Raw genomic sequence first — 4182 nt, 5'->3', positions numbered from 1 at the left:
GTATTTTATGTCAAAGATGTGTGCAAGTGGCTGATCAATTAACTGACGATAGAGTTCACGGGGTAATGGACAGAGGTGATCATGCTAATATTTCTACTTGTATTTCGAAAGCCATTGACAATGAATTCTCAGGAAACATGATTGATGTATGTCCAGTAGGTGCTTTGACTGACAAGACTTTTAGATTCAAATCGAGAGTTTGGTTTAACAAGCCTTACAATGCACACAGAGAATGTACTACTCCAGGATGTTGTGGAAAAACTACGGTTTGGATGTTTGGTAACGAAATCCAAAGAGTTACAGGTCGTAAAGATATTTACCACGAAGTAGAAGAATTTATTTGTAACAGTTGTCGTTTTGACCACAAAGATCCAGCGGATTGGGTTATTGAAGGACCAAGAGAATTTGACAAAGATTCGGTAATCAATCAAAACAACTATACTCAAAAATTAGAAACAGTTAACATCAATACCGAAGAAGGAATCTTAAAAGGTAGAGAAGAAGACCGTAAAAAAATAAGTATGCACGAAATTGATTATGACGAAAAGATTGACGGCAAAAAATTAAATTCTGATAAATAATGGATAGTGCATTTATAATAGAAAAAAGTATTGTTATCCTCGTTGTTTTTGCCATCACAATGGTAATGGCAATGTACTCAACACTAGCAGAACGTAAAGTTGCGGCATGGTTGCAAGACCGTATTGGTCCGAACAGAGCTGGTAAAGGGGGTTTGTTACAACCTCTTGCCGATGGTTTGAAATTGTTTGCAAAAGAAGAATTTGAACCTAATACGCCTAACTTATTTTTGTTTTACGTAGGCCCTGCGATTGCGATGGCTACGGCTTTGATGACCAGTGCCGTGATACCGTGGGGAGATAAATTACACGTTTTTGGTCGTGATGTTGTCTTGCAAGCGACGGATATTGATGTGGCTCTATTATACGTTTTTGGTGTGATCTCATTAGGGGTTTACGGAATCATGATTGGAGGATGGGCATCTAACAATAAGTTTTCGCTGATTGGTGCGGTACGTGCGGCTTCGCAAATGGTATCGTATGAGGTAGCGATGGGATTGTCTATCATTGCTTTGTTGATGATGACAGGAACCTTGAGTTTGAAAGAAATAGCAGCGCAACAGTCAGGAATGAACTGGAATGTGTTTTACCAACCTTTATCATTCTTTATCTTTTTGATTTGTGCTTTTGCAGAAACCAATAGAACACCATTTGACTTAGCGGAATGTGAAACGGAATTGATTGGAGGTTACCATACGGAATATTCTTCGATGAAAATGGGTTTCTACTTATTTGCTGAATATGCGAATATGTTTATCTCTTCTACTATTTTGGCGGTATTGTTCTTTGGAGCATACAACTATCCTGGAATGGAATGGGTAATTGAAAACTTTGGTGTAAACATTGGAAATGTAATTGGAATAGGTGTATTGTTTGCAAAAATAGCTTTCTTCATCTTTTTCTATATGTGGGTTAGATGGACGATTCCAAGATTTAGATACGATCAATTAATGCATTTGGGTTGGAGAATATTGATTCCGTTGTCTATTTTGAATATTATTATCACGGGAATAGTGATTTTGAGAGCTGAGATTGCGGTGTTTTTAGGGTTTTAATTATTTCATTTGAATAAAATGCAAGGTGTTCCAAAATGCAACACAAAAAACAAAGGGTAACAATAATTTTTAATTATAAAAATTATGAATGAAATTACAATTCCTGATGAAATAATAACTGATAAAATTTATTTGATTCGAAATCAAAAAGTGATGCTGGATAGAGATTTGGCAGAACTTTACGGTGTTGAGACTAAACGAATCAATGAACAAACGAAAAGAAATATAGATAGGTTTCCAGAAAAATTCATGTTTCAATTAGACGAAAATGAATTCGAAATCTTGAAGTCGCAATTTGCGACTTCAAGTTGGGGAGGAACAAGAAAACTTCCTTTTGTATTTACAGAACATGGAATATTGCAATTGTCTAATGTTATAAAAAGTGAAAGTGCAATACGAATGAGTATTAAGATTATTGAAATTTTTGTTAGTTTGCGACAATTTTTAAATGATAATCTTTCGATAAAATTGGAAATTGAAGAATTAAAGAAAAAATCGATAAACCAAGATAAAAATATTGAACTCGTTTTTAGTTACTTGGATGAATTAATAGAGAAACAAGAAAATCCGATCGAAAGAACAAAAATTGGATTTAGAAAATAAGTATAATTAATAGCACAATGCTCTAGCCCCGATTGAAGTGGAAATCCTTTTATTTTTTTCTTTTAAAAAATAAAAGATTGCAACGGAAAGCGGGAAACAGCTCCTAAAAAAATAAAAATTAAAAAATGGCAATAGAAACCATATCCTTATCGGGAAGAAAAAAGCAAGTCTCTCACAAAGAGATGACCTTTTTAGAACGGATGTATATTATTGCAATCTTCAAGGGATTGTGGATTACATTGAAGCATTTGTTCTCCAGAAAAGTAACGATTCAGTATCCTGAGCAGGTGCGTACGATGAGTCCAGTTTATCGTGGGCAACACCAGTTGAAACGTGATGAACAAGGTAGAGAAAACTGTACGGCTTGTGGGTTGTGTGCACTTTCTTGTCCAGCAGAAGCGATTACTATGAAGGCGGAAGAGCGTAAAGCAGATGAGAAACATTTGTACCGTGAGGAAAAATATGCTTCGATATATGAAATCAATATGTTGCGTTGTATTTTCTGTGGATTGTGTGAAGAGGCTTGTCCTAAGGATGCGATTTACTTGACGACTTCAAAAGTTTTGGTTCCATCTAGTTATGAAAGAGAAGATTTCATTTTTGGAAAAGACCGTTTGGTGATGCCGTTGGATGTGGCTATGAAAAATACTCAACTTAAAAACGCTAATTAATGTCGACAGTACTTATTATATTTTGTGTCTTGGCTGCTATTACGCTAGCAACAGCATTTTTGACTGTTTTTAGTAGAAATCCTATACATAGTGCGCTTTATCTTGTAATTTGTTTTTTTTCGATTGCAGGTCATTACCTATTATTAAATTCTCAGTTTTTAGCGATTGTACATGTAATTGTGTACTCTGGAGCGATTATGATTTTGTTCCTGTTTACGATCATGTTGATGAATTTGAATGAAAAAAAGGAAGTTCACCGTCCGCGTGTCACACGATTGGGGGCAATTGTAGCTTTCAGTTTGGTTTGTTTGGTATTAATCAAAGTATTTATTGATTCTAAACCTATTGTGGGTGAATACACAACTACTGGCGAAGATTATCAATCGATTAAAGTACTTGGTAAAGTATTATTAAACGAATACATGGTGCCTTTTGAATTTGCTTCGATTTTGCTTTTAGTTGCGATGATTGGTGCGGTTTTATTGTCTAAAAAAGAAAAACTAGAAAAATAATGAACAATATATTAAACGAAATAGGTATTGAGAATTACATCTTCCTATCGGTAATCCTTTTTTGTATTGGGATTTTTGGAGTATTGTACCGCCGTAATGCTATTATTGTATTTATGTCTATCGAAATTATGTTGAATGCTGTCAACCTTTTGTTTGTAGCTTTCTCAACATATCATCAAGATGCACAAGGGCAAATCTTTGTATTCTTCTCTATGGCTGTTGCCGCTGCAGAAGTTGCTGTAGGATTAGCGATATTGGTTTCGATTTTCAAGAATTTAGGTTCGATAAGCATCGACAAATTAAAAAATTTAAAAGGATAAACTATAATGAATACGAATTTAGCTTTACTCTTATTATTAGCTCCTTTTTTAGGGTTTTTATTTAATATTTTCTTTGGAAAAGCGGTTGGTAAAACAGCATCAGGAATTATTGGAACTTTGACAGTTGCTCTTTCTTTTGCGGTGACACTTTGCTTTTTCTCTCGCATTAACGCTACACAAGAAGCCATTCAAGTCCAATTATTTGATTGGATTCAGATTAGTGACTTCAAAGTAGATTTTGGTTTTTTATTAGACCAATTGTCAGTGCTTTGGTTGTTGTTTGTTACTGGAATTGGTTCTTTGATTCACTTATACTCGATCAGCTACATGCACGATGACGAAAATATGCACAAGTTTTTTGCGTATTTGAATCTGTTCATCTTCTTTATGATTACACTTGTTATGGGTAGCAACTTATTGGTGCTGTTCATTGGTTGGGAAGG

5 protein-coding genes and 2 pseudogenes are annotated in these 4182 nt (G+C 34.7%); all 7 read left to right on the top strand.

The features are described from left to right. Positions 1-581, top strand: a pseudogene (locus WBQ70_RS00885) (2Fe-2S iron-sulfur cluster-binding protein); the annotation flags it as partial. Next, on the top strand, positions 581-1633 hold the full coding sequence (gene nuoH / locus WBQ70_RS00880; RefSeq protein WP_423909254.1) for an NADH-quinone oxidoreductase subunit NuoH: 1053 nt from the start codon (positions 581-583) through the stop codon (positions 1631-1633). The pseudogene WBQ70_RS00885 and the gene nuoH, both read left to right, overlap by 1 nt. Positions 1634-1717: 84 nt before the next feature. Continuing rightward, on the top strand, positions 1718-2236 hold the full coding sequence (locus WBQ70_RS00875; RefSeq protein ID WP_423909251.1) for an ORF6N domain-containing protein: 519 nt from the start codon (positions 1718-1720) through the stop codon (positions 2234-2236). A 125-nt stretch (positions 2237-2361) separates the two neighbouring features. Next, positions 2362-2907, top strand: coding sequence for a NuoI/complex I 23 kDa subunit family protein (locus tag WBQ70_RS00870; protein WP_423909248.1), 546 nt, complete (start codon positions 2362-2364; stop codon positions 2905-2907). Beyond that, on the top strand, positions 2907-3419 hold the full coding sequence (locus WBQ70_RS00865; protein WP_423909245.1) for an NADH-quinone oxidoreductase subunit J: 513 nt from the start codon (positions 2907-2909) through the stop codon (positions 3417-3419). The genes WBQ70_RS00870 and WBQ70_RS00865 overlap by 1 nt, the downstream gene beginning before the upstream one ends. After that, entirely contained in the window at positions 3419-3739 is a 321-nt protein-coding gene (nuoK, locus tag WBQ70_RS00860; protein ID WP_423909242.1) for an NADH-quinone oxidoreductase subunit NuoK, read from the top strand. The genes WBQ70_RS00865 and nuoK overlap by 1 nt, the downstream gene beginning before the upstream one ends. Positions 3740-3745: 6 nt before the next feature. Beyond that, a pseudogene (locus WBQ70_RS00855) lies at positions 3746-4182 on the top strand (NADH-quinone oxidoreductase subunit L); the annotation flags it as partial.

Origin of the sequence: Flavobacterium sp., from assembly GCF_049590715.1 — a bacterium.
Taxonomy (GTDB): domain Bacteria; phylum Bacteroidota; class Bacteroidia; order Flavobacteriales; family Flavobacteriaceae; genus Flavobacterium.
Note: the sequence above shows the minus strand (reverse complement) of the source record. Positions and strands in the feature narration are given on the sequence as shown.

Bases quoted from the DNA above. Each gene is read 5' to 3' on its own strand.
- WBQ70_RS00865 (WP_423909245.1), top strand. From the start codon at position 2,907: ATGTCGACAGTACTTATTATATTTTGTGTCTTGGCTGCTATTACGCTA.
- nuoH (WP_423909254.1), top strand. From the start codon at position 581: ATGGATAGTGCATTTATAATAGAAAAAAGTATTGTTATCCTCGTTGTT.
- WBQ70_RS00870 (WP_423909248.1), top strand. From the start codon at position 2,362: ATGGCAATAGAAACCATATCCTTATCGGGAAGAAAAAAGCAAGTCTCT.
- WBQ70_RS00875 (WP_423909251.1), top strand. From the start codon at position 1,718: ATGAATGAAATTACAATTCCTGATGAAATAATAACTGATAAAATTTAT.
- nuoK (WP_423909242.1), top strand. From the start codon at position 3,419: ATGAACAATATATTAAACGAAATAGGTATTGAGAATTACATCTTCCTA.